Below are 21,285 nucleotides of genomic sequence, written 5' to 3' on the forward strand. Positions count from 1 at the left end.
CCACGTGGAAACCGTCATCGGTGCCGACGCGCGAGAGCGTTGGAGTTCCGCACCTGCCGTCTACATCCTCGGCGACTCCGTGGCCAAGCTCGTCGCTCCCAAGCGCCGCGACCGCGCCGGCTGGGGCGAGGAGTTGGAGCGGCTGTTCACGGACGAGGTGCGGGTCTACAACTTCAGCAGGAAGGACTGGTCGGTCCTTCGCGCGGCCGAGATCTTCCTGCCTTCCGTCCTGAACACCCTGCGCCGCGGCGACATCGTCCTCATCGCGTACGGCCATGTCGACCAGCAGCTGCACCGCCACGACCGGTACGTCGCCCCGGCGGACTTCCGCTACGTCCTGGGCAGGATGGCGGAGCGGGTGCGGGAGCGCGGCGGGGTTCCGGTGTTCGTCACGCAGGCCGCCCGTTCCGGTTTCTACGAGGACGGCACCGTCATCGACGCCACCGGCGGGTACGCCGAGTTGGTGCGCAAGGCCGCCGCCGCGCACGAGGTGCCCGTGCTGGACCTCCATGAGCTCACGGCACGCCTCTTCCGTTCGATCGGCCCCCACGAGACCCGCCTCTACTTCAACTGGTTCGGCGCCGGTGAGCTGCCGGAACTGCCGGAGGGCCAGATCGACACCAGTAACTTCAACCGGGCCGGCTGCGCCCGCGTCGCCGCGCTGATCGCCGAGGAACTGAGGTCCCAGGGGCTCGTCGAGGCCCGCTGGTTCCAGTCCCCCGCCCCCGTGCCGCCCCCGCTCCCCGGCCGCGCCGAGTGGGACACCGCGAGGATCGAGGCCGAGCTGGCCCGGCGTGCCGGGGTCCCCGAGCTCCCGGTCGAGGTGACCTTCCAGGACCCCGCCCCGGGCACCGTCGTGCTGCCGCGCCGCCGCTTCCGCGGCACCGCGGGCAAGGGGGTGCGGCACCTCGTCTTCTTCATGGACGGCCGCCCGGTGGGCGAGACGACGGTCGGGCCGAAGGGCACCTGGCTGTGGCGCCTTGCCTACTACTGGCCCGAAGGCCGGCACACGCTCACCGCGATCGGCCTGACCGACAAGGCGGCCACGATCCCGGTCGAACTGCCGCTGCGGGTGATCGCCACCCTGGAGGCCCCGACCGTGACACATCCGCTGCGCGGCCGGTTCGTGTCGGGCGGCAGACCGGTCCTCGCGGGAGTGGCGAGAAACGCCCCGATGGTCGTCGTCCTCCACCAGGGCCGCCGGATCGGGGAGGCCAAGGTCGACGACAGCGGCCGCTGGTCGTTCACCCCGCCCGACCCCTGGCCCGCCGGTCAGCACACGGTCCGGGTCGTGGCGTGTCACGGCATGGTCGTCTCGCCGCCCGCGGACTGGCGGGTCGAGGTCATGGAAACCGTCGCCCCGCCCCCGGAACTGCCGGGCGCGGACACGCTCCCGACCGCGTTCCGGGAGTGGTGGCCCGTGGTCCGGAGCGAACCGTAGAGCGGCACTCGGCAGGACCTGGAGCCGCATTCGGAAGACCTGAAGGGAGGAAGCCCACCATGCGCACCGAGACCGGGCCCGGCGGTCCACGCCCGGCGGATGTCAGCGTCCTGCTGCCCGTCCGCGACGGCATGCCCGAGCTCGGCAGGTGTCTGAAGTCGCTGGGCCGGCAGACGCTGCCGCCCGAGCGCATGGAGGTGATCGTCGTCGACGACGCGTCGACGGACGGCAGCGCCGAGGAGGCGGACTCCTTCGCGGCCGGTGCGGGCCCCGCCGTCTCGGTCGTCCGCCGCGAGGCACCCGCCGCGGCCCCCGGTGTCGTACGCAACCAGGCACTCGCACGGGCCACCGGACGGTACGTGCTGTTCGTCGACCCGGCCGACCACCTCGGCGACGAGGCCCTTGAACGCATGCTCGCGACGGCCGAGCGCGATGGCGCCGACGTCGTCGTCGGCAAGGTCGCGGGCGGCGGCCTGCGCGGTTTCGAGAAGCAGGCGTTCAAGGCGAAGCCGGGCGAGGAAGGGGCGCGGGCGCAGGCCCTGCGCCACCTCGGCGTGATGAAACTGTTCCGGCGCGAGCCGCTGTCCCGGCACCGGATCCGTTTCGACGCCGCCCTGCACAGCGGCGAGGACGTCGTCTTCGTGGCCGAGGCGGTGGCCGCCGCGGCCCGGGTGTCCTTCGTGTCGGACTACGTCTGCTACCGCCTCGGGCAGGCGCACGCCCCGGAGGACGGCGTGGTGCCGCGGGCACGCGACTGCGCCGAGCGGTCCCTGCCGTTCTTCCGGGCCGCCGCCGAGGCCACCCGGCGGTCCCGGGCCACGGTCGAGGCCGAGCGGATGCTGTCCGTGCTGATCGGGCACCACATCGACGAGATGCTCTCGATCCTCGACTCCGACGCTTCGTACTGCGAGCGGCAGTGCGCGGTCCTGGAGCTGCAGCGGATGCGCCAGACGTACTGGAGCAACGGCATCGGCAGACGGGTGGGCCTGTATCCGGCGCTGTGTTCGTTCGCCGCGGACCGCGGGCTCTTCGACGAGGTGTCCTATCTGGCGGTCAACCGCCGCTTCTCGCACCGCGCGCGGACCGTCGTGGAGGGCAACCGCGTCTACCGCGCCTTCCCGTTCTTCCGCGCCCACCGCGGCCCCGGCAACCCCCTGCCCGACCACGTCTTCGACGCCACCGACCGGCTCCGGGCGAGGGCCGAACTTCTCCAGGCGGACCAGTCGGGACCGGGCCGGGTGGAGCTCGCCGGGTTCGGCTACGTCGGCTCCCTCGACAGCTCCAAATGCACGGTCACCCTGCACCTGCGCCGACGCGGCGGAGAGGGGTCCCTGGTGCTCCCGGTCGACGCCTGGCCGACCCCGTTCCTGACGCGCGAGCGCGGCGACGGTGTGCACGACTACGACGAGGCCGGCTGGCGCACCGCGCTGGACTTCGAGCGGGTCGACTGGTCGCGGAAGCGGCCGGGGCCGTGGGACTTCTGGGTCATCGTCGCCTCCGGCGGGATGGCCAAGGAGGCCCGTCTGAAGGCTCCGGCGCGCGTCGGGAAGGCCCTGGACGAGGGCCTGTTCACGGGCAACGACGCGACGCGGGTGCGGGTGTACCGGACGCCCGGCGGCTATCTGGCCTGCGAGCTCACGGCGGGCCCCGGCGCGGGTGGGGCGCGATGACACTTTCCGACACCCGGTCCACGCAGGACCCTTCCCTCGACCCGGCCGACGGGGAGCAGGCGACGTCGCCGTCCCCGGGGCGCCGCCTGCTGAACGCCGCGCGCGTGTCCGCCCGGTGGGTCGCGGGCAACGCCCTGCTCCTGGTGCTGCTCGGGTCCTACGTCGCGATGGCGTACGGCGTGGCCACGCTCTCGCACTGGTTCTTCGCCGTCGGCATCCTCGTCAGCTACGGCGTCGATCTCGCCTTGCCGTACGTGAAGTCCAACGCGCTGTCGCTGCTGCGCAAGAACCGCTTCGGCCTGACGATGCGTTTCCTGATCCGTCAGCTGTTGCTGATCGGCTTCTTCGGCGAGTTCCCGGGCTTTCCTCGGCATGCCACCGCGTTACTGGCCTGCGGTTTCATCTATCTCTTCGTGTTCCTGGTGCTGTACGGGCTGCCTTTGGAGACCGCGAAGCGAAAACACCGGGCGATTCCGGTGACGGTGCGGACCCTGGACCTCGGCGAGGCCATTCCGCCGCCGCTGCCCCGCAACCTCGTCTATCGCAGCTACGTCCGCAAGATCCTCTATCTCGACGTCCTGATCTCGGCCGGCGCGACGGCGTCGATCGTCAGCGACGAGGTCGCCTGGCTGTATCTGGGCGTCGGGGCGCTGATCTTCGTGTCGATCGTCGCGATGTCCGTCATGCTGCCGCAGGCGATACGGGCGCACCGGGTGCCGGAGCGCGAGGACTCGCTCGCCGCGGTCAACCGGGCGCTCGGCTATGCCAGGCCCGAGGTGGTCGTGTACTTCAGTTTCGCCTCGGCCTCCAGCGATTTCATGTACCAGGTGAACATGTGGCTGCCGGTTCTGAAGAGCACCGGCAGAAGCTGTCTCGTCGTTCTGCGCGAACGCCGTTCCATGGAACTCCTCGCCCCCACCGACATTCCGGCCCTCTGCGTTCCGAAGGCCGACGACCTGGGCGAGATCCACCTCCCGTACGCTCGCGTCGTGCTCTATCCCGGAAACGCCGGAAAGAACGTGCACATGCTGGGCCGCGCGGAAATGAAGCACGTCTTCGTCGGGCACGGCGACAGCGACAAGCTCGCCTCCAGCAACCGGGTCAGCAAGACGTACGACGAGATCTGGGTGGCCGGCATGGCGGGCCGGGAGCGCTACCGCAGGCTGCGCGGATCGATCCCCGACGAGGCCATCGTGGAGGTCGGCCTGCCGCAGCTCGACGAGGTCGAACCGGCCGCCCCGGAGGCCAGGCAGCACCCGGCCGTGCTGTACGCGCCGACGTGGGAGGGCTGGACGCGGGAGGGCGACTACAGCTCGGTGCCGGAGCTCGGCGTGCGCATCGTCACCGAACTGCTGCGGCTCAATCCGGAGGGCCGCATCGTCTACCGCCCGCACCCGATGCTCGGCTACCGCTCCGAGGAGGCGGCGGAGGAGCACCGGAAGATCCTGGAAATCCTGGAGGAGGACAACAAGCGGCGGCTCGCCGAGGACCCGGGTCTCGTGGCGGACCCGACCGTGCTCAAGGAGATGGCCGCGCTGGAGGAACGTATGGCCCAACTCCAGGACCGCAGCCGCGACTCCCCCGCGTACCACCTGACCGAACAGGAACGGGTGGTGCGCCATGAATTCGCCATCGCCCGCTGGTACGAGCTGTTCCCGATGGTCAACAGTCCGCGTCTGCACTTCCACAGCACGGGCCGGCTGCCGGGTCTTTTCGCCGTGTTCAATTCGGTGGACGGAATGATCAGCGATATTTCGAGTGTGGTGTCGGACTTCCTGGCCAGTGGAAAGCCGTACGCCCTCTCCAATCCCCGCGACCTTTCCGTGGCCGAGCTGACGGAACAGGTTTCCGTGGCGGGCGCCGCGTATCTCGTGCCCGTGGGGGACGACTTGGCGGTGGGCGATTTCCTGGAGTCCGTACGGGCCGCGGGGGACGACCGGCTCGCGGAGCGGCGCCGGGTGCTGCGGACGTTCGTCCTGGGCGGGCCCGAGGCGCAGAAGCGCTTCAGTTACGCGGTGGACGACCTGTACGACCGGGGCATCCGGACATTTCCGGCCGGCGAGGTCCCGGTGCCGACGGTGGCCACGCCCTTCAACCAGGAGGACACCGAGCCGGAGGAGATTCCGCCGGAAGTCCAGGAAGAGCCGCAGTTCGACCTGCAGGAAGGGGAGCACGGAAATGGTTGACATCAGCGTCATCGTTCCCGTGTACAACGCGGAAACGACGATCGAGCGGTGCGTCACCTCCGTGGTGCGGCAGAGCATCGGCGCGGACCGGATCGAACTCCTCGTCGTCGACGACGGCTCCATCGACGCGACCCCCGCGGAGCTCAACCGGCTCGCCGCCCTGCACCCCATGATCACCGTGCTCACCATCGACCACCGGGGAAAGCCGGCCGCCGCCCGGAACACCGGAATCGAGCACGCCCGCGGGCGCTACCTCTACTTCCTCGACGCCGACGACTGGCTCGGCGAAGAGGCGCTGGAACGCATGCTCACCCTCGCCGAACGCGGCGGCGCGGACATCGTCCTCGGCAAGATCGTCGGCGTCGGCGGGCGCCGCCCGGCCACGTCCATGTTCCGCGAGACCGTGACGCTCGGGAACATCTTCGACACCCACGCCTACCGGAACCAGGTCGTCTTCAAGCTCTTCCGGCGCGCACTCATCGACCGCCTCGACCTGCGCTTCGACGAGGAGGCCGGTTACGGCGAGGACATCATCTTCGTGTCGACCGCCTATCTGGCCGCCCCGGAGTCCATCGCCATCGTGGCGGACCACGACTGCTACTACTGGACCCGCGCCCAGGGCGACCAGCAGGAGCTGTCCCGTACGTACGAGGCGCCTCAGCGGGTCACCAACATCGTCGAGCCCGTCCGCCGGATCCAGGAGTCCGGCCTGGCCCAGGCGCAGCGGGACGTCCTGGTGTCACGGCACATCAAGGACGTGGTCGGCTTTCTGCGCCGCTGGGTGGGGGTGCAGGGGGTGCCGGCCGCCGAGTCGGCGTTCGACCGGATCGCCACGGCCCTCTCCCCCGTCCTCACCGACGCGGCGCTGCTGGAGTGCGATCCGTTCGAGCGGCTGTCGGCCGTGCTCCTCACGAAGCGGCGCAGGGATCTCCTCGCCGAGCTGTACACCACGGAGCTGGTCTCCGAGCGCCCGACGCAGGCGAAGTTCTCCTCGGCGGGACGCTTCTACGCCGACCTGCCGTATCTGCGCGACCCCGATGCCGAGGTCCCCGACCTGGTCTACGACGTCACGGACTCGCTCGACGCGCACGCCGCGCTTGAGTCCGCGTTCCGCGACGAGGAGGACTTCGCGCTCACCGGCCGCGCGGAGGTGCCGGGGCTGCCGATCCGGGACGTGGAGTTCCATCTGTCGCTGACGCGGCGGGGCGGCGCCGACGACGAGGTCGAGCTGCCCGTCACCACCCTCTCGTACGCCGGTTTCGACGCGCTGACCTGGCGTGCCCGCATCCCCCTGACCACCTGCGTAGAGGGTTCGATCCTGCCGCCCGGGGTCTGGGACGCGGCCCTCGTGGGCCGGATCGGGGAGGCCACCGTCAGGCCCCGGCTGCACGGCGGCGACCTCGGCAGCCACCGGGTGCCCACGCCCCAGTACGCCGAGCCGCTGCCCGGCTACGGCATGTACGAGGCGGAGCTGTACTCGACCGCGCGCGGCCACTACGCCGCCATCGGCGTCGCCGGCCGCCACCGGACCCCGGCCAGGGCCTATCTGGCGGGGGTGACCTGGGAGGACGGTTCCGCGCGGTTCGTCGGGGGCGCCTGGAGCGGCCGGGACAGCACGATGCCGCTGGCGGCGACCCTGGTGCTGTCGCAGCGCGGTACGCGCAGCGAGATCGAGCTTCCGACCACCCTCGCGCCCTTCCCGACGCTCCTCGATCCGCCCGCCGCCCGCGCCCCGCAGAGCCTGGACGGAGGGGCTGACGCGCCCGCCCCCGAGACCCTCTGGGCGCCTCCCGTACCCGACTGGGCCATCGGCTTCACGGCGTCCCTCACCTCCGAGCTGCGCGAGGGCCTCGACGGCACCTGGGACGTCTACCTGAGACTGCGGCGCGGCCGGGGCCTGCGCGACATCCGCGTCGCGGCTCCGACCTACGCGACCTCCACCGACCTGGAGCCCTTGACCCGCAAGGCGAAGGCCCTGCACTGCAGCCCGTACATCACGGACAAGCGCAATGTGAGCCTCCGCCTGTGAACCGGCTCAGAGGTGTGAGATCGAGCTAATTGTCCCGTTTGACGGGTTGGTTACGGTTGATGCAGCCTGACTACATTCGACGATCAAGTCTGGGGAACGACGTGAATCAGCCTCACGAAAGCGACCAGCAAACCGACCGCACCGTCGCCGTCGTGCTCGCTGGAGGCACCGGCACCCGCGTCGGGCTCGCCGTTCCGAAGCAGCTCGTGAAGATCGCGGGCAAGACGATCATCGAGCACACCCTCGACGTCTTCGAGCGCGCCCCGGACGTCGACGAGATCATCGTCCTGATGGTGAGCGACTTCGTGCCCCAGCTGCAGAAGATCGTGGACGCCGCCGGATACGAGAAGGTGACCCGCGTGATACCGGGCGGCACCTCGCGCAACGAGACCACCCGCCGCGCCCTCGGCGCCCTCGGCGCCAAGGCGGGCACCCGCCCCGAGCACAACCCCAAGGTCCTCTTCCACGACTCGGTGCGCCCGCTCCTCTCCCAGCGGATCGTCGCCGACTGCGTCTCCGCCCTCGACCGCTACGACGCCGTGGACGTCGCCATCCCCTCCGCGGACACCATCGCGCACGTCCGCACGCACGGCATCGAGGGCGAGTTCATCACCTCGATCCCCGACCGCTCCCGGCTCCGCCGCGGCCAGACCCCCCAGGGCTTCCGCCTCGCGACGCTCTGGCAGGCCTACGAGAAGGCCTCCGGCGACCCGAACTTCGAGGGCACCGACGACTGCTCCATCGTGCTGCGCTACCTCCCCGACGTACCGGTGCACATCGTGCGCGGCGAGGAGCACAACATGAAGATCACCCACCCCGTGGACGTCTTCCTCACCGACAAGCTCTTCCAGCTCGCCTCCAGCGTCGCCCCCGAGTCCCACGAGGAGGAGGAGTACCGCAAGCGCCTCGACGGCCGCACCGTGGTGATCTTCGGCGCGAGCTACGGCATCGGCGCCGACATCGCCGACATCGCCCGCAGCCACGGCGCCAGCGTCTTCGCCAACAGCCGCTCCGGCACCGGGACTTACGTCGAACAGCCCGAGCACATCGAGCGCGCGCTCGCGGAGGCGTACGAGAAGACGGGCCGCGTCGACTACGTGGTCAACACCGCGGGCGTCCTGCGCATCGGCAAGCTCGCCGAGAGCAGCACGGAGACCATCGAGGAGGCCACGGCGGTCAACTATCTGGCCCCCGTCCACATGGCCCGCTACGCCTACCGCTACCTCGCGGAGACCAAGGGCCAGCTCCTCCTCTACACCTCCAGCAGCTACACCCGCGGCCGCGGCTCCTACAGCCTCTACTCCTCCGCGAAGGCCGCCACCGTCAACCTCACCCAGGCCCTCGCCGACGAGTGGGCCACCGACGGCATCCGCGTCAACTGCATCAACCCGGAGCGCACCGCGACCCCGATGCGCACCAACGCCTTCGGCGACGAACCGTCCTCGTCCCTCCTCACCTCCGAGGCGGTCGCCCAGGCCTCGATCGACGTCCTGGTGTCACCCCTGACGGGCCATGTCATCGACATCCGCCGCCAGGACCCGACCCAGAAGACGGTGGGCCACGACTTTTACGCGGCCCTGGTCGCCGACCTTGAGGAATAGCCGAAATCTTTTTGCAAATGAGCCCATATAGGTAAAACCCTCCTAATTGGGCGTTGTGGTACCAAATTTCCCCATCCTCGCGAGCGACCCTTTCCCACGGACACATCCGTCTCGGGAGAAAGGGCGCCGATGGACCGCAACAGACGACCGGCCTGGGGGGTGCGACTGCGGCGGCTGACCACCGCGCTGGCGGTAACCCTCAGCACGGCGATGGGAACGGCCGTCGCGCTCCCTGCCATGGCTCAGGCACCGTCGCAGCAGACGACGAAGCCGGAGCAGCACACGCGGGCGGCGGCCGCCGCCACACCGGGGGTCCCCGAGGACCCGACCGTCGTGTACGCCGAGGACTTCGAGAACGATCCGCAGCCGGATCCGGTCAAGCTGACCAGTTACACCGGTGACGCGGCCGCGCACATGATGACGTACACGGCGGACGACGCCTGGCTCAACGACTGCAACGGCTGGATCCTCAACAAGGCGGACTCGGAGAACTTCGCCGACGGCATCTCGGAGTGCGCCGGCTCGACCACCAACTGGAACAACCTGCGCAACATCACCGACGCCATCGGGATGTACAACGGCGCGGGCAGCCCGCCCGACAACCACGCGGTCGCGGCGTACACCTCGGCCGACCCGGGCGCCGACAAGGTGGAGTTCGAGACCAATCGACAGGTCGCGCTGAGGTCTCAGAACCGCTTCCTCACCGCCTCCGTGACCTCGGGCGCGTCCGCCTGTGAGAAGTCGGGGCCGGAGCTGAACTTCGTCCTGTTCGAAGGGGCCACCGAGTACCCGATCTCCGACAAGTCGATCAACCCGTGCACCGACCCCAAGGCGACGACGTACGACACGAACACCACCGGGTTCTCCAAGCCCATCAACGTCGTGAACAACCGGGCCGACGACCCGCTGCTCTTCAGCGGCAGCAGCCTGGGCATCCGCATGACGAATGCGAACGGGGGCTACAGCGGCAACGACGCGGCCTTCGACGACATCCGGGTCGAGGACGTCACGCCGCACGTGGAGAAGTCGTTCAGCCCGGACGCCGTCGCCGTCGGCGGTACGTCGACCCTGACGTTCACCGTCACCAACAGGTCCGACCTCATGAAGAAGGAAGGCTGGTCGTTCACCGACGACCTGCCCTCGGGACTGACGGTCGCGGACAACCCCAACACCAAGACCACCTGCACCAACGGCAAGGTCGACACGAGAGCGGGCAGCGGCGCCGTGGACCTGGGCGGTGACCTCGACGAGGGGCAGACGTCCTGCACGCTCAGCGTGGACGTCACCTCCGACCAGGCAGGATCGTACGAGAACTGCGCCGAGAGCAACATCAACCAGGCGCGCGGCGTCATCGGCATCGACCCGCAGGGCTGCGCCTCCGTCACCTTCGACGAGCCCAGCTACTCCCTCTCCAAGACCTCGAACCCGCCCGCCGGCACCACCCTCACGCAGGGCGACACGGTCGAGTACTCGGTGAAGGTGAAGAACACCGGCAAGGTGCCGGTCGACGCCACCGCCAACGACGATCTGAGCGACGTCCTGGACGACGCGAAGTACAACAAGGACGCGAAGGCCAGTACCGGTGATGTGTCGTTCGACGATCCGAACCTCAAGTGGTCCGGAACCCTCGATCCCGGCGAGACGGCGACCATCACCTATTCGGTCACCGTCGAGGCCTCGGACGGCAGCAACGCGCACCTCGGCAACTCCGTCACCGGCAACAAGTACTCGAACTGCGAGACCGGCTCGGAGGACGGCTGCAACCAGCAGCACGACATCAAGGACCTGCACATCACCAAGTCCGCCGACACCGCCACCGCCAAGCCGGGCGACAGGGTCACGTACACGGTGAAGGTCACCAACAACAGCGCGGCGAACGTGAGTGGCGCCGACATCAGCGACGACCTGAGCGGGGTGCTCGACGACGCCACGTACAACGGCGACGCCTCCACCTCCGCGGGCTCGGTGTCGTACGAAGAGCCGAACCTGACCTGGTCGGGCGACATCCCGGCCGGGCAGACGGTGACGATCACGTACTCCACCACGGTCAACAGCCCGGACGAGGGCGACCACCAGCTGGCCAACACGGTCACGGGGCCCGGCGACTCCAACTGCGCGAAGGGGTCGGGCGATTCGGACTGCGAGACCCTCGTGCCGGTGGCCGAGCTGAAGCTCAAGAAGACCACCGACGCGGAGAAGGTCAAGCCGGGTGACAAGGTGACGTACACGGTCACCGCCGAGAACGTCGGCAAGGGCGACTACAACGGCGCCACCTTCATCGACGACCTCTCGGACGTCCTCGACGACGCCACCTACAACGGTGACGCCACCGCGACCGGCGGCGACGTCTCCTACGACGCTCCGAAGCTGACCTGGTCCGGCGACGTGCCCGCGGGCTCCAGCGCCTCGCTGACGTACTCCGTGACCGCCAAGGACCCGATCGCGGGCAACGGCACCCTCGCCAACGCGGTGGTCGGGCCCGACGGTTCGAACTGCGCGGCGGGCTCGGGCGACCCGGACTGCGGCACGAGCGCCGAGATCGTCCCCGACGGCTCCGGCTCCCTCCCGGACACCGGGCCCTCGACCGGCACGCTGATCGCGGCGCTCGCGTCCGTGTTCCTGCTGGGCGCCGGTGTACTGCTGACGACGGCGGTGCGCCGCTCGCGGAAGTGATCCCCGACCGGGACCGAGACCGGGACTGACACGTCGTACGACGTCGGTGGGGCCGCCCTCTGAGAGGAGGGTGGCCCCACTGGTGTGTGCGGAGCCCTTAGGGCGTGACCGAGTAGCTCAGGTCCGTCGCGCCGAGCGAGGCGGGGGCCAGGCGCAGCCATGTCGTGCCGCGTTCGCCCGGGTCGTCGTACAGGTAGCGGACGAAGCGCTCGTCCCACCGGGACTCGTCGGGGCCCAGGTAGCGCGCGAGCTTGCGACGTCCTCGCGGCACGTCGAACGGCACGAGTTCGGCGCGGCCCCGCGCGATCACCTGGCGTACGCGGCCGGTGCGGACGTCGCACTCGTCCACCACGAGGGCGACGCGCGGGTCCTCCCGCACCCGGTGGAACAGCCGTGTCCACGGTCCGGTCAAGGTCCAGAAGGCGCCCTCCTCCCAGAGGAACCAGACAGGGCGCACCGTCGGCCCGCTCGTCGCGATGCGCGCGGTCAACGGCTGTCGCAGGAACACGTCCACGTCGAAGTCAGGGGCTGCCACGCGGGCAATCCTGCGCCGCGGCAAGTGAATTGACCACCGTCTTTGGACCTACGACCTTCGGGCCTACGGCGGTCTTTGAGCCTACGGCGACCTTTGGGCCTACGTCCGGTCAGCCGGCGTGCTCGTCCAGCATCTCCCGCACCAGCTCCGCGGCCCTGACCGCACCGCCCTCCGCCCGGAACCGCCGCCCCATCTCCTCGGCGGCCTTGGCCATCCCCCGGTCGCCAAGGACTCGTTCGACGGCCGCCCGCAGATCGGCGGGAGGTACGGGGCGGTGGGTCAGGTGCTGGCGGAGCACGAGCGCGGCGCCGCGCTCCGCGATCGCGCGGCCGATCAGCAGTTGCTCCACCTGCTGGGGCACGACCACCAGCGGCACCCCGCGGCCGATGCCCTCCAGCGCGCTGTTCATGCCGCCGTGGGTGACGAACACCGACGCCTGCCGCAGGACGGCGAGTTGCGGGACGGAGCGGCGGGCGAGGGTGTTGGGCGGGACGGTTCCCAGGTCGGCCGGGTCGACGCCGTGGCCGGTGGCGAGGAGCACGCGGACCGGGAGGTCGCCGAGGGCGGCGCCGCAGTCGCGGAAGAAGGCGGCGCCGCCGTCGTGCAGCGTGCCGAGCGAGACGAGGACGACCGGGTCGCCGCCGGAGAGGTGGGCGGCGAGTTCCGGGTCGAGGGGGGTGGGGCCGGCGTCGGTGTCCGGGGTCGTGGTGGTCGGGCCGGTGAAGCGGCAGGTGGCGTCGAGGCGCGGGTCGGGCGCCTGGAGTTCCTCCGGGATCGGGAACAGGGTGAGGTCGCCGCGCAGGGGCAGCATCGGCGTGTCCGGGACGGCTCCCGCGCCGAACTCCTTGACGAGCGCCCGCCGAGCCCGCAGCGCGTCGGGCATGTCGCGCAGGGTGGGGCCGACGACGGCCAGGTTCTCCCGCACGGTGAGCGCCTTCACGGCTCCGGTCCCGACGAGGAAGGTCGTCATGAAGGAGATCGTCGGCAGGTTCACCGCGGTCGCGGCGAGCCGGCCCCAGAGCGCGTTCGAGTCGTGCATCAGCGCCGCGGGGCCGAGCGCGCGTGCCTGCTCGACGACGAACGGGACCAACGCCGAACACGCCCGCAACACCTTCGCCACCACCCCCACGCTGCTCCCGGCCCGGGTGGCCGCCGCGATGTCACGGGCCGTCAGCACCCCCTCGGGATACGGCACGAACCGTGCGCCGGTGTCCCGGACACGGTCCGCGAACTCGGCGTCACAGAGGTAGACGACGTCGACACCGGAACGTACGAGCTCGGTGACGACGGGGAGAGTCGGGTTCACGTGCCCCGCGGCGGGCATGCCCGCGATCAGCAGAGTGGTGGTGGTCATGGGGCCGACCCTAGGGCCCTGAGGCCGGGGCGGACTTTCCACCCGGCATCGCGCAAGCGCGTCAACGCCTCGCGGGTTCGCGGGTCCGGGGCCGGGTGCGTTCGTGTGCGTGTGCCTCGCGGCCGGTGGTGGGTGTGACGAGGACGGTCAGGCAGGCGCCCACCAGCGCGATGCCGAACCAGCCGACGGCCGGGAGCCGTTCGCCGACGACCAGCACCGCCAGCACGGCCGCGACGGCGGGCTCCAGGAGCGACAAGGTGGTCGCCGTGCTGGCGGGGACGTGCGCGAGCCCCCAGCCGAACAGCAGGTACCCGGCGAACATCGGCACGACCGCCATGTACGCGCCGACGCCGGCGTTGGACCAGGAGTCGAGGAGCGGCGCGCCGGTCGCCAGCAGGACGGGCACGAGCAGCAGCCCGCCGATCCCGAAGATCGACCCCATCGCCGCGCGCGAGGCGATCCCACGGCCGATCAGCCGGTGGGCCGCCCACGCGTACACCGCGTACGTCACGGCGGCCACCAGGCCGAGCAGCACGCCCAGCACCGTGGCGGCCGTCGAGCCCGCCCCCGCCGCGTCGTCGTGCGCCCGCGCCGCCTCCGCCAGGCACAACAGCACCGTGCCGAGCAGCCCGATGGCCGCTCCGAACATCCAGCGCCGGGCGAGCCGCCTACGGTCCACGACGCGCTCGATCAGGGCCGAGGCCAGCGGCGCCGTACCGATCGACACCACCGTTCCCACGGCCACTCCGGCCAGCCGCATCGAGCTGTAGAACGCCAACGGGTACACGGCCACCGCCACCGCGCCGAGCAGTACCGTCCCCGCGCGGGCACGCAGTTCGCGGGCCTGCCCGGCGATCCGGGGCGCGGCCACCAGCGCTTGCAGCAGCCCGCCGAGCCCCATCGCGGCGGCGCCGATCGCGAGCGGTCCCACGTCCGGCGCGAACGTCGCCACCGTCCCCGTCGTCCCCCACAGCACCGAAGCCGCGAGCACGCACAGCGCCCCGACCCCCGCCGAACCGGCAGGCCGCTTCGCAGCCGTCACAGCGTCTCCAGCAGGTCCGTCGCGAGCACGCGGGCCTGCCGGACACGGGCGCTGCCGCCTTCCAGACCGGCGCGCACCATCGCGCCCTCCAGGAGGAACGCCAGGTGCTCCGCCGTCGCGCGCGCCCGTTCGGAACGCTCGGGACGTTCGGGATGCTCGGAACGCTCGGGACGTTCGGGATGCTCGGAACGCTCGGGACGTTCGGGATGTTCGGAACGCTCGGGATGTTCGCGCAGCAGTTCCGCCACGTGCCCGGCGAGCAGGGCTTCGACGTCCTCCTTGTAGCGGCGCACCAGCGCCCGCCCCTCGTCCTCGACGGGCAGCTCGGCGGCGACGTTCAGCAGTCCGCAGCCACGAAAGCCGCGCTCGTACTCGAACTCCGCGTGGTCTACGTACGCGTCGAAGACCGCGAGCACGCGGCCGCGCGCGTCCCGCGCCCGCTCCAGCCTGGCGCGGTACAGCCCCAGCCATTCCTCGTGCCGCGCCTCCAGGTAGGCGCGCACGAGCTCGGACTTGGAGGCGAAGTTGTTGTAGAGGCTCTTCTTCGCGACGCCCGCCTGGTCGGTGATCGTGTCGATCCCGGTCGCGGAGACCCCATCGGCGTAGAAGCGGCGCGCGGCGGCCCCCAACAGCCGGTCCCTGGCGGGCCGCCGCCGTCGCGCGGACCCGCCCGCCTCCTCGGCGGCTTCGCTCATGACGCACTCCGTACACGGAAAGTAGGTAGACAGGGCTAACTACTTTAACAGGGCTCGTGTCGCACCGAGCGAGGCCGGACGAAGCCGATCGGCCCCGGCGGGAACAGTCGGTCCGGTCCGCGCGGTTGCACCACCCGAGGGACCGGCGCCCGCCGCGCACTCCGTAACTTTCCGGATCTTTTCCGCAGGAGCACACACATGACTGAACGACCCCTGACGCTCATGGCCGTCCACGCCCACCCCGACGACGAGGCCACCAGCACGGGAGGTGTCCTCGCGCGGTACGCGGCGGAGGGCGTCCGCACGGTGCTCGTGACGTGTACCGACGGCGGTTGCGGTGACGGGCCCGGGGGCGTCAAGCCGGGAGAGCCCGGGCACGATCCGGCCGCCGTCGCCAAGATGCGCCGCGCGGAGCTCGAGGCGAGCTGCGAGGTGCTCAAGATCAGCGACCTGGAGACGCTCGACTACGCCGACTCCGGAATGATGGGCTGGCCGAGCAACGACGCCCCCGATTCCTTCTGGCAGACCCCCGTCGCGGAAGGCGCCGCGCGCCTCGCCGACCTCATGCGCCACTACCGTCCCGACGTGGTCGTCACCTACGACGAGAACGGCTTCTACGGCCACCCCGACCACATCCAGGCCCACCGCATCACGATGGCGGCCGTCGAGCTGACCGACCTCACGCCGAAGGTGTACTGGACGACGATGCCGCGCTCAGGGATGCAGCGGTTCGGCGAGATCATGCGCGAATTCCACCCGGACATGCCCGAGCCGGACCCGGCCGAGACCGCCGCGCTTGCCGAGATCGGCCTCCCCGACGACGAGATCACCACGTGGGTGGACACCACCCCGTTCAGCGACCAGAAGTTCGACTCCCTTGCCGCGCACGCCAGTCAGGGCGAGAACATCTTCTTCCTGAAGATGGGCAAGGAGCGGTTCGGCGAGTTCATGGGCATGGAGACCTTCGTACGCGTCCGGGACACCACCGGCGCCCCGACCCCCGAGCAGGACCTCTTCGCCGGGCTGCGCTGAACCTCGGGAAGTTTCGGGCACGGCCGAACAGTCCTGACAGCGCGGCGCGGCGTGCCCAAGGCTGGTTCCCCCCACGAACGGGAGGAACGGAAATGATCAGGAAAGTGCTCGCGGTCGCCGCTGCCGGCCTGCTGACCTTCGGTGTGGCCTCGACCGCCGAGGCCGGCGGCGGCACCGGCCCGGCGGAGCCCGGGGCCCGGTCCAAGGCGGACTGCCCCCGCGGCTACGTCTGCGTCTGGAACAACACGTCGTTCTCCGGCAAGCCCAAGTGGAAGTCGAAGGGCAACCTCTACGACCTGAAGTCCTCGAAGGGGGTCTCGATCTTCAACAACGGATGGGCGTCCCCCGGCGCCGACCACATCCGCTTCAAGTACACGTGGCCGCACGGCTCGTACGGAGTCGGCTGCCTCCACTACCCGCCGGACGGCGACACCACGACCCAGATCGGCGAGAAGGGCACGCTGAACTACGCCAAGTGGGGCGGGGAATGCTGACCTGACGGACGGCCGAGCGGACGGGCGGACGGGCGGCGTCGGACCCGTCAGGTCTTGCGTACGACGGTGGTGTCGGCGCCGAGGGGGGCACCGTCCGCGCCGGCTGGGGTGAACTCCGGTACGGGGACACCGTGTTGGTCCACGAGTGTGGAGTGGCTCTCGCCGGGAGCGAAAGCGCGGTGCGCCGCGCGAGGAGCCCGCGGGCGGTCAGCTTGCGGAGCCGGTCGGTGAGGATGTTGCGGGCCACGCCCGTACGCCGCTGGAACTCGGTGAACGACCGCGCCCCGTCCATCACGTCGCGGACGACGAGCAGGCTCCAACGGTCCCCGCGTACTGGACGTCCGGCGGCGGTTGCTGCTCGCGACGGTGTGCGGGGTCGCGGTGGCCGGGCTCTTCGCGGTCGTGGTGCAGACGACAGTGGCCTACGCCGCGTCGGTCTCGCCCCCGGCCGAACGCGGCCGGAACATCGGCGTCGTGACCTCGGGCGTCGTCGTCGGCATCCTGGGCGCACGCGCCCTCACCGGCGCGCTCACCGACGTATGGGGATGGCGGAGCGTCTACGCGGTGCTCGCCGCGCTGGCCCTCGGCCTCGCGGCCCTCGGCGGGCTGTTCGGCCTCGTCGGGCTCGCCGGGGCGCTCGGCGCGGTCCGCGCAGGACGCTGGGCCGATGCCGGAGGGGCGGCACGGGTCACCGGCGGCTGCCCGGGCGGAGCCCGGTACTCGTGGGGCCGCGCGTGCTGTAATTCCGGGCATGAAGGCGCTGCTTGTGCTGGTTGTTCTTGTCGTTGTCTGTGGTGTGCCGACGGTCGGCGTGTGGCTGCTGGGGCGGCGCGCGAGGGTTCCCGCGTGGATGGTGGCGGTGTTTCTGCTGGCCGGGTGGGTCACGGTGGTCGTCGGCGGGGGCCTCGCGCTTCGGGCGCAGCCGGGTCTGTTTCCGGAGGCCTCGCCGTGTCACGGCGTGGGCGCGCCGGTCTCGCGGTACTTCCCGCCCGATTCGTTCTGCCGGCACGACGACGGGGAATTGCGCTCGGTCAACGGTCCGGCCGCCAAGTTCGTCTTCTGGACCGCCACCGGTACCGTCCTCGCGGTACCGGTGGCTGCCTTCATGCGGCGGCGTGTCCCACCCGCGCCGGGGCCGGACTCGCTCATGGGGGCGAGTCGAGCGGACCGGCGCGGGTGACGGCGAGCGCGGTCAGTCAGTGATGTCGATGTGGCCGTTGCGCCCGTTCGGCGACTCGGCGCCGGCCGACTCGGCGGGCTTCGGTGCGGGGACCGTGGTCCTGCCGACGCCGGTGACGTTCTTCAGGAGTTCCGCGAGGTCGACGCCGGTCGTGGAGTTGAGGAGTTCCACGCCCTGGGCGACGTTGTCGGCGACCGTACGGGAGAGTTGGCTCGCGCCGTCCGTGGAGATCACCGTCATCTTGTCGACGGCGCCCAGCGGTTCGGACGCCTTAGCGACGACCTGCGGCAGCACCTCGGTGAGCATCTGCAGCACGGCCGCGTCGCCGTACCGCGCGAACGCGTCGGCCTTCTGCCGCATGGCCTCGGCCTCGGCGGCGCCCTTCGCCCCGATCGCCGCCGCCTCGGACTCGCCCTCCAGGCGTACGGCGTCCGCGAGCGCGGCGCGCTGCGCCTTCTCGCCCTCACCGGTCAGCCGGGCCCGCTCCGCGTCCGCCTCGGCCTGCTTGACGAGGCCGATCCGGCGGGCCTCGGCCTCCTGCTCCGCCTGGTAGCGGGCGGCGTCGGCGGGCTTACGGACCTTGGTGTCCAACTCCCGGTCGGTCAGGGCGGCCTGACGCTGCGCCACCTTCTCCTGCTCGGTCAGCACTTCCTGCTGCCGGGCCGCGTCGGCGAGCGGGCCCGCCGCGTTCGCCTGCGCGGTGGCCTGGTCGGTCTCCGCCTTGATCTCGGCCTGGCGCAGGTACAGGGTCCGCTGCGCGACCGCGATCTCCTCCTCGGCCTTCAGGCGTGCCTGTTCGGCGGCGCGGCGCGCGACGGCCTCCGCGATGTCGGCCTCCTGCTTGGCGCGGGCGGCCTCGGGGCGGCCCAGGTCCTCCAAGTAGGAGCCCTCGGTGGTGATGTCCTGGATCTGGAAGGCGTCCAGGACGAGGCCCTGCCCGGACAGCGACGCCTCCGCCTCCTCGGCGACCTGCCCGGCGAACGCCGCCCGGTCCCGGATGACGTCCTCCACCGACATCCGCCCGACGATCGAGCGCAGCGCGCCGGACAGCACTTCCTGCGTGAAGCCGACGATGCCGTCCTGCTGCATCAGGAACCGCTGGGCGGCGGCGCGGATCGAGTCCTCGGTGCCGCCGACCTTGACGATGGCGACACCTTCGAGGTTCGCCTTCACGCCGCGCAGGGTGACCGCGCCGCGGACGGCGACCGGGATGTGCCGCGAGGACAGTTCGAGGGTGAACTTCTGCTGTACGAAGGGGATGACGAAGACGCCGCCGCCGACCACGACCTTCTGGCCGCTGTTGTCGGTGCTGACACGTCCGGTCTCGGGGTCGGTGGACTTCTTTCCGCGCCGCCCGGTGACGATGAACGCCTCACTGGGGCCCGCGACCTTGTAGCGGGTGATGACGACGAGCGCCAGCAGGACCAGGAGTACGACGACTCCGGCCACGGCGATGGCGACAGGGCTCATGATGGCTTCCCCCTCTGATGCCTCTGATGGTTCGTACGGAACGGTGACCGGCGGTCGGCGGTCGGCGGTCAGCGGTGTCGGCGGGCGCCCGGCGGCAGGCGGCGCGCGGCGGTGTCAGCGGTCGACCGCGCGGACCTCGACCGCCGTCGGCGACAGGATCTCCGCCACCCACACCTCGGTGCCGCGCGCGACGGCGACCCGGCTCTTGGCCGCGAACTTCGCGGGCTGGCCCGCGAGTCGCAACAGCACCTCGCCGTACCCCTCGCCCGGAATGGCCGTGACGACGGTGCCCGCGCTGCCGACGAGGTCGTCGCCCCGTGGTGTCACCGCGGTCTGGTCCCGCATCAGCGCGCGCGTCAACTTCCACGTCAGCCAGCCGGCGCCGCCCCCCGCGACGGCACCGACGGCTGTGGCGGGGCCGGCACCGAGGTCGGTGGTGCCGAGCACGATCGCGCCGCCGAATCCGAGCATGGACACGAATCCCGCGATCACGGGCAGCGACAGCAGCCCGTCGAACAGTCCGCCCAACGCCCCGGCCCCGTCGAAGAGGCCTTCCAGGACCCCGTCGAGGACCAGGGACAGGACGAGCAGCACGATTCCCGCGATGCCGAGACCGAGAAAGAACGTCATGCCACCCTCCCCTGTTCCGCGTGCTTGGTGAAGACCCTTCCACACCGGACCGCCCGAAGTGACTGCCGGGTTCCGGCAATCTTTACGCGTTTTTGATGCCTGCCGTACCCCGGCCGTACGCGCCCCTGACGCATCCGTTAGAAAGGCGACAGGAACACGGCACGGCAATGGGGGTGGGCATGGCGTCACGACAGGACGTCCCCGAGGAGTACCTGGACGGGTACATACAGACCGTGGCGGACGCCGCCGCCACCGGACGCCGCCTGGGCCGCGACGAACTCGACGCCCGCCGCGCGCTCGGCGAACGCGCCGCCGAGGCCGGGCTGAGCCTGCGCGCCCTGGTCGCCGCCCACCTCGCGCAGACCCGCACCGACCGGATCGGCGCCCGGGTCACGGTCGACGCGGTGCTCACCGCCACCGAGCAGGCCGTCGACGCGTTCGCCGAAGGCTACGAGCGCGCACAGCGCCAGACGATGCGTCAGGAGGAGGCGGCCCGCCGCGAGTTCATCGACGACCTGCTCTACGGCCGCAGCGACATGGGTGAACTCGCCGAGCGCGCCGAGCGGTTCGGCCTGCGCCTCGCCTCCGAGCACGCGGTCGCGGTGGCCCGCGGCGTGAGCGCGTACGACGAGGGGGACGCCGTCTCCCGCGAGGTCGAGCGCGCCGTGATCGGCCGCTTCGGCAACCGGAACATCCTGGTGACCACCAAGGACCGCCGCCTGGTGTGCATCGCCCCCGGCGACCAGGACGAGGTCCTCGCCTACTTCGCCAAGCAGGCCTACGCCGCCACCGACGGCGGCCAAGTGGCCATCGGCCGCGCTCAGTCGGGCCCCGGCGGCGTCGTCCAGTCGTACGAAGAGGCCAGGGGCGCCCTCGACCTGGCGGCCCGCCTCGAACTCGACGCCCCGGTACTGCGCGCCGCCGACCTCCTCGTCTACCCGGTCCTCACCCGCGACCGGCAGGCCATGACGGACCTGGTGCACCACACCCTCGGCCCGCTGCGAAGGGCGCGCGGCGGCGCCCAGCCGCTCATCGCGACCCTCACCGCCTACTTCGACTCCGGCTGCGTGTCCGCCGAAGCGGCCCGCCGGCTGTCCTTGAGCCCGCGCGCCTTCACGTACCGCCTCGCCCGCATCCACCAACTCACCGGCGTCGACCCCGTCGACCCGGCCGACCGCTACACCCTGCAGACGGCCGTGATCGGCGCCAGGCTGCTCGACTGGCCGGCTGTCGGTTCCTGACGCCCGGATGAT

General features: G+C 71.0%; 16 protein-coding genes and 2 pseudogenes. 11 read left to right on the forward strand and 7 right to left on the reverse strand.

The window, feature by feature from the left end:
- Window positions 1-4: 4 nt before the first annotated feature.
- The 6 genes from RBJ65_RS19230 (at window position 5) to RBJ65_RS19255 (ending at window position 11,600) form a co-directional block, all read left to right on the forward strand.
- Complete coding sequence (locus tag RBJ65_RS19230) at window positions 5-1,441, forward strand: GDSL-type esterase/lipase family protein (protein WP_306317423.1); 1,437 nt, start codon at window positions 5-7, stop codon at window positions 1,439-1,441.
- A 59-nt stretch (window positions 1,442-1,500) separates the two neighbouring features.
- On the forward strand, window positions 1,501-3,111 hold the full coding sequence (locus RBJ65_RS19235) for a glycosyltransferase family 2 protein (RefSeq protein WP_306317424.1): 1,611 nt from the start codon (window positions 1,501-1,503) through the stop codon (window positions 3,109-3,111).
- Complete coding sequence (locus tag RBJ65_RS19240) at window positions 3,108-5,297, forward strand: hypothetical protein (protein WP_306317425.1); 2,190 nt, start codon at window positions 3,108-3,110, stop codon at window positions 5,295-5,297. The genes RBJ65_RS19235 and RBJ65_RS19240 overlap by 4 nt, the downstream gene beginning before the upstream one ends.
- A complete protein-coding gene (locus RBJ65_RS19245; protein WP_306317426.1) occupies window positions 5,290-7,326 on the forward strand; it encodes a glycosyltransferase family 2 protein in 2,037 nt (678 codons plus the stop codon). The genes RBJ65_RS19240 and RBJ65_RS19245 overlap by 8 nt, the downstream gene beginning before the upstream one ends.
- 101 nt (window positions 7,327-7,427) lie before the next feature.
- Entirely contained in the window at window positions 7,428-8,927 is a 1,500-nt protein-coding gene (locus tag RBJ65_RS19250; protein WP_306317427.1) for a bifunctional cytidylyltransferase/SDR family oxidoreductase, read from the forward strand.
- A gap of 237 nt (window positions 8,928-9,164) precedes the next feature.
- Window positions 9,165-11,600 (forward strand): hypothetical protein, encoded by a 2,436-nt coding sequence (locus tag RBJ65_RS19255; protein ID WP_306317428.1) that lies wholly within the window; start codon window positions 9,165-9,167, stop codon window positions 11,598-11,600.
- A gap of 97 nt (window positions 11,601-11,697) precedes the next feature.
- Here the strand turns inward: RBJ65_RS19255 and RBJ65_RS19260 are convergent, their stop codons facing one another.
- From RBJ65_RS19260 to RBJ65_RS19275, 4 genes are all read right to left on the reverse strand, one after another.
- The gene (locus tag RBJ65_RS19260; RefSeq protein ID WP_306317429.1) at window positions 11,698-12,135 is read right to left on the reverse strand and encodes a pyridoxamine 5'-phosphate oxidase family protein; all 438 of its coding nucleotides are present in this window, start codon (window positions 12,133-12,135) and stop codon (window positions 11,698-11,700) included.
- 109 nt (window positions 12,136-12,244) lie between these two features.
- Entirely contained in the window at window positions 12,245-13,489 is a 1,245-nt protein-coding gene (locus tag RBJ65_RS19265) for a macrolide family glycosyltransferase (protein ID WP_306317430.1), read from the reverse strand.
- 61 nt (window positions 13,490-13,550) lie between these two features.
- Window positions 13,551-14,480: a DMT family transporter gene (locus RBJ65_RS19270; RefSeq protein ID WP_372341209.1), complete on the reverse strand. Its 930-nt coding sequence runs from the start codon at window positions 14,478-14,480 to the stop codon at window positions 13,551-13,553.
- 47 nt (window positions 14,481-14,527) lie between these two features.
- Entirely contained in the window at window positions 14,528-15,226 is a 699-nt protein-coding gene (locus tag RBJ65_RS19275) for a TetR/AcrR family transcriptional regulator (protein WP_306317432.1), read from the reverse strand.
- A 198-nt stretch (window positions 15,227-15,424) separates the two neighbouring features.
- Here RBJ65_RS19275 and RBJ65_RS19280 point away from each other — a divergent pair, with 198 nt between their 5' ends.
- Both RBJ65_RS19280 and RBJ65_RS19285 read left to right on the forward strand, forming a co-directional pair.
- Window positions 15,425-16,258 carry a PIG-L family deacetylase gene (locus RBJ65_RS19280; protein ID WP_306317433.1) on the forward strand — a complete coding sequence of 278 codons (834 nt, stop codon included), beginning with the start codon at window positions 15,425-15,427 and terminating at the stop codon, window positions 16,256-16,258.
- A gap of 92 nt (window positions 16,259-16,350) precedes the next feature.
- Window positions 16,351-16,752, forward strand: a complete 402-nt coding sequence (locus tag RBJ65_RS19285) for a peptidase inhibitor family I36 protein (RefSeq protein WP_306317434.1) — start codon at window positions 16,351-16,353, stop codon at window positions 16,750-16,752.
- A gap of 47 nt (window positions 16,753-16,799) precedes the next feature.
- On the opposite strand, the pseudogene RBJ65_RS19290 reads toward RBJ65_RS19285, so the two are convergent.
- Window positions 16,800-17,170: pseudogene (locus tag RBJ65_RS19290) on the reverse strand (winged helix-turn-helix transcriptional regulator).
- On the opposite strand from RBJ65_RS19290, the pseudogene RBJ65_RS19295 reads away from it, so the two are divergent.
- Both RBJ65_RS19295 and RBJ65_RS19300 read left to right on the forward strand, forming a co-directional pair.
- Window positions 17,125-17,566: pseudogene (locus RBJ65_RS19295) on the forward strand (MFS transporter); the annotation flags it as partial. The pseudogenes RBJ65_RS19290 and RBJ65_RS19295 overlap by 46 nt on opposite strands.
- Window positions 17,564-17,932, forward strand: a complete 369-nt coding sequence (locus tag RBJ65_RS19300) for a hypothetical protein (protein WP_372341210.1) — start codon at window positions 17,564-17,566, stop codon at window positions 17,930-17,932. The pseudogene RBJ65_RS19295 and the gene RBJ65_RS19300, both read left to right, overlap by 3 nt.
- A 12-nt stretch (window positions 17,933-17,944) precedes the next feature.
- On the opposite strand, the gene RBJ65_RS19305 is transcribed toward RBJ65_RS19300, so the two are convergent.
- Both RBJ65_RS19305 and RBJ65_RS19310 read right to left on the reverse strand, forming a co-directional pair.
- The gene (locus tag RBJ65_RS19305; protein ID WP_306317436.1) at window positions 17,945-19,402 is read right to left on the reverse strand and encodes a flotillin family protein; all 1,458 of its coding nucleotides are present in this window, start codon (window positions 19,400-19,402) and stop codon (window positions 17,945-17,947) included.
- A 114-nt stretch (window positions 19,403-19,516) separates the two neighbouring features.
- Window positions 19,517-20,032 carry a hypothetical protein gene (locus RBJ65_RS19310; RefSeq protein ID WP_306317437.1) on the reverse strand — a complete coding sequence of 172 codons (516 nt, stop codon included), beginning with the start codon at window positions 20,030-20,032 and terminating at the stop codon, window positions 19,517-19,519.
- Window positions 20,033-20,211: 179 nt separating this feature from the next.
- On the opposite strand from RBJ65_RS19310, the gene RBJ65_RS19315 reads away from it, so the two are divergent.
- On the forward strand, window positions 20,212-21,273 hold the full coding sequence (locus RBJ65_RS19315) for a CdaR family transcriptional regulator (RefSeq protein WP_306317438.1): 1,062 nt from the start codon (window positions 20,212-20,214) through the stop codon (window positions 21,271-21,273).
- Window positions 21,274-21,285 lie beyond the last annotated feature (12 nt).

Source organism: Streptomyces sp. KL109B, assembly GCF_030766935.1.
Lineage (GTDB): Bacteria > Actinomycetota > Actinomycetes > Streptomycetales > Streptomycetaceae > Streptomyces.

Coding starts and splice junctions, on each gene's coding strand:
- RBJ65_RS19235 (WP_306317424.1), top strand. CDS start 1,501: ATGCGCACCGAGACCGGGCCCGGCGGTCCACGCCCGGCGGATGTCAGC.
- RBJ65_RS19240 (WP_306317425.1), top strand. CDS start 3,108: ATGACACTTTCCGACACCCGGTCCACGCAGGACCCTTCCCTCGACCCG.
- RBJ65_RS19245 (WP_306317426.1), top strand. CDS start 5,290: ATGGTTGACATCAGCGTCATCGTTCCCGTGTACAACGCGGAAACGACG.
- RBJ65_RS19255 (WP_306317428.1), top strand. CDS start 9,165: ATGGCTCAGGCACCGTCGCAGCAGACGACGAAGCCGGAGCAGCACACG.
- RBJ65_RS19265 (WP_306317430.1), bottom strand. CDS start 13,489: ATGACCACCACCACTCTGCTGATCGCGGGCATGCCCGCCGCGGGGCAC.
- RBJ65_RS19275 (WP_306317432.1), bottom strand. CDS start 15,226: ATGAGCGAAGCCGCCGAGGAGGCGGGCGGGTCCGCGCGACGGCGGCGG.
- RBJ65_RS19280 (WP_306317433.1), top strand. CDS start 15,425: ATGACTGAACGACCCCTGACGCTCATGGCCGTCCACGCCCACCCCGAC.
- RBJ65_RS19285 (WP_306317434.1), top strand. CDS start 16,351: ATGATCAGGAAAGTGCTCGCGGTCGCCGCTGCCGGCCTGCTGACCTTC.
- RBJ65_RS19305 (WP_306317436.1), bottom strand. CDS start 19,402: ATGAGCCCTGTCGCCATCGCCGTGGCCGGAGTCGTCGTACTCCTGGTC.
- RBJ65_RS19310 (WP_306317437.1), bottom strand. CDS start 20,032: ATGACGTTCTTTCTCGGTCTCGGCATCGCGGGAATCGTGCTGCTCGTC.
- RBJ65_RS19315 (WP_306317438.1), top strand. CDS start 20,212: ATGGCGTCACGACAGGACGTCCCCGAGGAGTACCTGGACGGGTACATA.